Origin of the sequence: Azospirillum formosense, from assembly GCF_013340925.1 — a bacterium.
GTDB lineage: Bacteria > Pseudomonadota > Alphaproteobacteria > Azospirillales > Azospirillaceae > Azospirillum > Azospirillum formosense.
The window spans coordinates 1-1,286 of sequence record NZ_WHOR01000502.1; the positions used below are offsets into that span (position 1 = coordinate 1).

The window sequence follows — 1,286 nt, forward strand, 5'->3', positions numbered from 1 at the left end:
TGGACGACCGTCCCTCCACCGCCATGCAGCGCATCGTGAACGGCGTGACGGAGGACGTGAAGGCCTACGCCTACGAGGGGCCGGTCTCCACCCTGCAGTGGACCTTCCTGGGCGACTCCCGTGGCGAGGTGCTGGGCGGGTCGGACGGCAACGACTTCCTGAACCTGCTGGGCGGCGACGACGCGGCGTCGGGCGGGGCCGGTGACGACGTGCTGGACGGCGGTTCGGGCTCCAACTGGCTGATCGGCGGCTCGGGCAAGGACACATTCTTCGTCGACGGCCGCGGCACCGAGGTCACTTGGTCCACCGTCACCGACCTGGAGCAGGGTGAGTGGTCCACCCTCTGGGGCTACAAGGAAGGCACGTCCACGCTGCGCTGGGAGGAGATGGACGGCGCCGAAGGCTACAAGGGCGCCACGGTCCATTGCGACATCGACGGCAACGGCACCATCGACGCCAGCATGACCTTCGCCGGCAAGTCCGTGGGCGCCATGACCATGACGACCGGCACCATGGGCGACCAGAACTACATCGCCTTCATCAACCTGTGATCTGACGCGGTCCACAACGCGCCGGCCTGGAGGATGACTCCAGGCCGGCGTTTTCTTGATGAGCACGCCGGCTGGGGCAATCCATTCGGATGATCGCCTCCCCCAAAATCGCGGGATGGCCGCCTTATTTTCTCTTCTACTCTCCTAGAGCACAGTATCTGTGACCGCGAGCCATATATACATGAAAAATCATAGGACGTTGGGATTCGCCTTTATTTATCAAGATAACTCAATGACCATGTTTCACTGAAGACGACGTGTTATTTCTTCTTGGGCAATTGCGGAAGTGCTCTCCGAAAGCGCATGTGATTGGGTATCGCGCTTCCCCGTATCCGCGAACCTCCCGTAAACGCGAACGATGCGACCGGGCGCCCCAGCGATCACAACAGAATTTACGGAGAGTTTCCCTTGAACGAAGTCATCATCGCGGACGCTGGACTTGAGGATCTCGACGGGCTGCTCAGCCGCCGCCATCCGGACGTCCAGGTCATGCTCGTCTCCGCCGCCGACGATGCCCACGCCGTTCTGGCCGAGGCGCTCGCCGCGCGCCCGTCCGTCCTGCATCTGGTCGCCCATGGCGAGCCGGGGCGGGTTCTGCTGGGCGCCCAGCCGCTGGACGCGCGGTCGCTGCCCGACCGCCCCCGGCCGGTCGCGCGTGGCCACGAGAGGAACCGCCACTCTCGCCCCGCCGGTGCTGGCGCGCAAGTACGTCCCCTCCCCCGCAGACCTGCGCCT

At 64.5% G+C, this 1,286-nt stretch carries 1 protein-coding gene and 1 pseudogene; both read left to right on the forward strand.

Translation table 11 applies throughout. From position 1 onward, the window contains the following. A pseudogene (locus GBZ26_RS29410) lies at nucleotides 1–551 on the forward strand (DUF4347 domain-containing protein); the annotation flags it as partial. 408 nt (nucleotides 552–959) lie between these two features. Then, nucleotides 960–1,286: DUF4347 domain-containing protein (locus GBZ26_RS29415; protein WP_174441808.1), on the forward strand; the 327-nt coding region annotated here is incomplete at its 3' end.